This window comes from Achromobacter sp. (assembly GCF_036567245.1).
In the GTDB taxonomy this organism is placed as follows: domain Bacteria; phylum Pseudomonadota; class Gammaproteobacteria; order Burkholderiales; family Burkholderiaceae_B; genus Achromobacter.
In genome coordinates this window covers 1-3,559 of sequence record NZ_DATCUY010000471.1, presented here as the reverse complement: position 1 = coordinate 3,559, position 3,559 = coordinate 1, and the positions used below count along the sequence as shown (strand labels likewise).

The window sequence follows — 3,559 nt, the reverse complement described above, 5'->3', positions numbered from 1 at the left end:
GAGAACGCCGCCGAGGCCCTGGCCGACGCGCGCCCGCCCAAGAATCCCCCCGCCACCGTCGTCAAGGTGCCGGAACGCACGGTGGACACCACGCTCAGCGCCGAGCGCCTGCTGGCCCGGGTGCTGACGCCTGAACGCATGTCCATCGCCACGCTGCTGGACTATGTGGATTATTTGCGCAACAACCAGCTGCAATATGGTCGACAGGTCGTCGCCTTGTGGCGCAAACTGGCGTATCCGTTCACCCTGTTGGTCATGATCACCATTGCCGCTCCCATCGGCTTGATGCAGACGCGCCGCGGCGGCGTGGGCGCCAAGGTGTTCATCGGCATCCTGCTGGGCGTGGGCTTCTTCATGCTGAACCAGCTGGCACTGAACGTGGGCATGCTGGGCAAATGGCCAGCCTGGCTGACGGCCCTGGGTCCGAACATCGGAGCCATGGCCGTGGCGCTGGGCGCCATGAGCTACATGGAATACCGGCACGCCATTACGCGGATCGCGCAACAACGTTGGCCTTGGAGCAAAAGCCCCGCATGAACGGCAGTATCTGGATGATCGGCGACGTGCAGGGCTGCTGCTCGCCGCTGGATCGCTTGCTGTCCCACCCCGAACTGGTCGGCGATCCCCAATCGCGCCTCTGGTTCGCCGGAGACCTGGTCAACCGCGGCCCCCAGTCGCTGGAAACCCTGCGCCGCATCATCGACCTGGGCGACCGCGCGACCACGGTGCTGGGCAACCATGACCTGCACCTGCTGGCCACGGCCGCAGGGGTGCGCAAGCCTTCCAAATCGGACACGCTCGAGGACATCCTGCGCGCGCCGGACGCGGCCGACCTGATCAACTGGCTGCGCTTTCGCCCGCTGGCCCATTTCGAACAGAATCATCTGCTGGTCCACGCCGGCACGCTGGCCAAATGGGACGTCGCCAAGACGCTGGCCCTGGCCGGCGAAGTCCAGGACGCCCTGCGCGGGCCGAACTGGCAGAAGGCGTTGCAGAAGATGTACGGCAACGAACCCGCCACGTGGAAGGAAGACCACAAGGGCGGCAAGCGCATGCGGGTCATCATCAACGCGCTGACGCGCATCCGCCTGTGCACGCCCAACGGCCACATGGAGTTCGCCACCAAGGTGACGCCGGGCGCCTGGCCGGCGGGCCTGGTGCCCTGGTTCGACGTCCCCAACCGCGCCACGCGGAATGTCACGACGGTGTTCGGGCATTGGTCGACGCTGGGGCTGCTGCAGCGGCCGGACGTGATCTGCCTGGATACCGGGTGCGTGTGGGGCGGGTCGCTGACGGCTTTGCGGTTGCAGGATCGGAGGCTGGTGCAGGTGAAGTGTTCGCAGTTTCAGGATCCGTTGTCTGAATAGCGGTTTCGCGGGGCCCGGACTTTTTTCTGGCTCGGTTTGATTGCTTCGTCCGTGGGCTTCGTAGGCCGCACGTCGGCGCGGACGCCTGGGTGGCGAGCGCCCACGATTGCGGTCCGGAGCCTTCGCTCCGGACTTCCCCTTCGTCATCTTCGTCCAGGCCTTCGGCCTTCCCTTCAGATTCCCTCGGGCGCATCGAGGTTGCTCGCCGCCCAGGCGTCCGCGCCGACGTGCTACCTGAGTCTTGGTCTGTCGCGCTGCTGGAGCCGTGGTCTGGGACGAGTCGTTGCCTGCCCGCCATTCTCGGCCGCGCGGGCGGCCGAGAATTACATCCGTGATTTATTAAATTTCAATTGTGTTCGCTTGCGCGAATGCGGTCAGCCGTTAGCTAATGGCCGCCAGCTCACGGGGATGGGCGGTGATGGGTGGCGCGCGATGGCGAGCCGCTTACGCATGCTGACCGCCGCGCGCGCCACCCATCCGGCACCGGCGTTGAAATGGCGATTGTTGGTCCACCGACACGCTTCAGCGCCCTGCATACCTAAATTCACCAACCACCAGCGCGCAGCGTCATCACGCGACGCAAGACACCTCGTAAGCCCCAAAAGGCCGCCCGCGCGGCCGGCCTGGGGCGGGCCCCGCAAGACACGCCACCAACCACCGCTCTAGCGGCGCAACAAGCCAAGATGCACGTAGTCCGTCGTCGCGGGCGGCGTGGCGGCGAGCAACCTCGATGCGCCCGACGGAATCCGAAGGAGTCGCCGAAGGCGAGGACGAGGATGAGGACGGGGCAGTCCGGAGCGAAGGCTCCGGACCGCAATCGTGGGCGCTCGCCGCCACGCCGCCCGCGACGACGGACGACCTACGAAGCGCTTTAGCCATAGCTACAACAGCAGCTACAGCACGCTCAAAATCGCATCTCGCGCCTGATGAGACAACTCCAGCCGCGTAGGCAGACTCCCATCCGGATGCCGCGCCGCCAGCGGCGGCAAGAACACCACTTCGACGGCCAACCCCGTCACGCCCAGCACCCGCCAAAGATTCGCCACCAAGGACTCCTCTCCCACGAACGCCGCATAGCCGCTGCGCTTGCCATGCTGCAGGAATCGCAAGGCCACGGGCTGGATCTCGATGGCGGCCGAACGCGCCGGTTCGAACAGGCTGGCATGGAAAGGCAGCAACTCGAAACCTTCGGTCGTCGTGCCTTCCGGGAACAGCCCCACCGCATCGCCCTGCTTGAAGCGGGCCTGCATGGATTCGCCCATCGCATGCACCGCGTGGCGCTGGCCGCGTTCGATGAAGAGCGTGCCGGCGCCGGCCACCAGCCAGCCGATGACCGGCCAGCTGCGGATCTCGCTCTTGGCGACGAAAGACGTGGCGCGCGCCGAGTTCAGCACGAAGATGTCGATCCAGGATACGTGGTTGGCCACCAGCAGCACCGGACCGGTCAGGCGCGGCTCGCCCTTGAGAACGACCCGCAGGCCGCAGAAGGCCATCAGGCAGCGCGACCAGTGGCGGTTCAGCCAGGCGCGCGACCTGGAGCCGATCAAGGGATACACCAGGCCCACGCACAAGAGGCCTAAGAGAATCCAGGGCACCACGAGGAACAGCCTAAGGACAAAGCGCAGCAGCTTCAAACCGGGGTCTCCCAGGCCAGGCTGCCACCTACCACGGTGGCGCGTACACGGCCGGGCAGCATCATACCCGCGAACGGGGTGTGACCGCTGCGGCTTTGCAGGGCGCCGGGCATTACCAGCCATTCGGCTTCCAGGTCGGCCAGGCAGAGGTCAGCTGGCGCTCCCACGCCCAGCTGGCCGGCCAATGCGACCTGCGGCGACATCCTGCCCAGCACCGCGGCAGGGCCGCAAGTGACACGCGCCAGCGCGTCGGCCAGCGGCCGGCGGCAATCGCGCGACCACTTCAAGGCCAGGGACAACAGCAGTTCCAGCCCCGTCGCGCCGGGCGCGGCCGCCGGGAACGGCACGGTCTTGGCGGCGTCATCGACAAGGGTGTGATCGGAGCACAGCGCATCGACCGTGCCATCCGCCAGTGCGGCCTGGATCGCGTCGCGGTCGCGCTGACCGCGCAGCGGCGGGTTCAGGCGGAAGTCCGTGTTGAAGAAGCCGATGTCCACGTCGGTCAGGTGCAGGCTGTGCGCGGACACGTCGGCCGTCACCGGCAGGCCCTCGCGCCTG

Annotated in this window: 4 protein-coding genes; 2 read left to right on the top strand and 2 right to left on the bottom strand. The window is 66.9% G+C overall.

Going from position 1 to position 3,559, the window contains the following annotated elements; all coding sequences use genetic code 11:
- The coding region (locus VIR09_RS19940; RefSeq protein ID WP_332014431.1) for an LptF/LptG family permease at window positions 1-537 on the top strand (537 nt) is incomplete at its 5' end.
- Window positions 534-1,367, top strand: a complete 834-nt coding sequence (locus tag VIR09_RS19935) for a symmetrical bis(5'-nucleosyl)-tetraphosphatase (RefSeq protein ID WP_332014430.1) — start codon at window positions 534-536, stop codon at window positions 1,365-1,367. The genes VIR09_RS19940 and VIR09_RS19935, both read left to right, overlap by 4 nt.
- An 893-nt stretch (window positions 1,368-2,260) precedes the next feature.
- Here the strand turns inward: VIR09_RS19935 and VIR09_RS19930 are convergent.
- Both VIR09_RS19930 and VIR09_RS19925 read right to left on the bottom strand, forming a co-directional pair.
- Entirely contained in the window at window positions 2,261-3,001 is a 741-nt protein-coding gene (locus VIR09_RS19930; protein WP_332014429.1) for a lysophospholipid acyltransferase family protein, read from the bottom strand.
- Window positions 2,998-3,559, bottom strand: a 562-nt coding sequence (locus tag VIR09_RS19925) for an amidohydrolase family protein (RefSeq protein ID WP_332014428.1), incomplete at its 5' end; no start/stop codon positions are given. The genes VIR09_RS19930 and VIR09_RS19925, both read right to left, overlap by 4 nt.

What these genes read in the sequence shown, in the direction of transcription:
- VIR09_RS19935 (WP_332014430.1), top strand. Translation starts at nt 534, where the DNA reads ATGAACGGCAGTATCTGGATGATCGGCGACGTGCAGGGCTGCTGCTCG.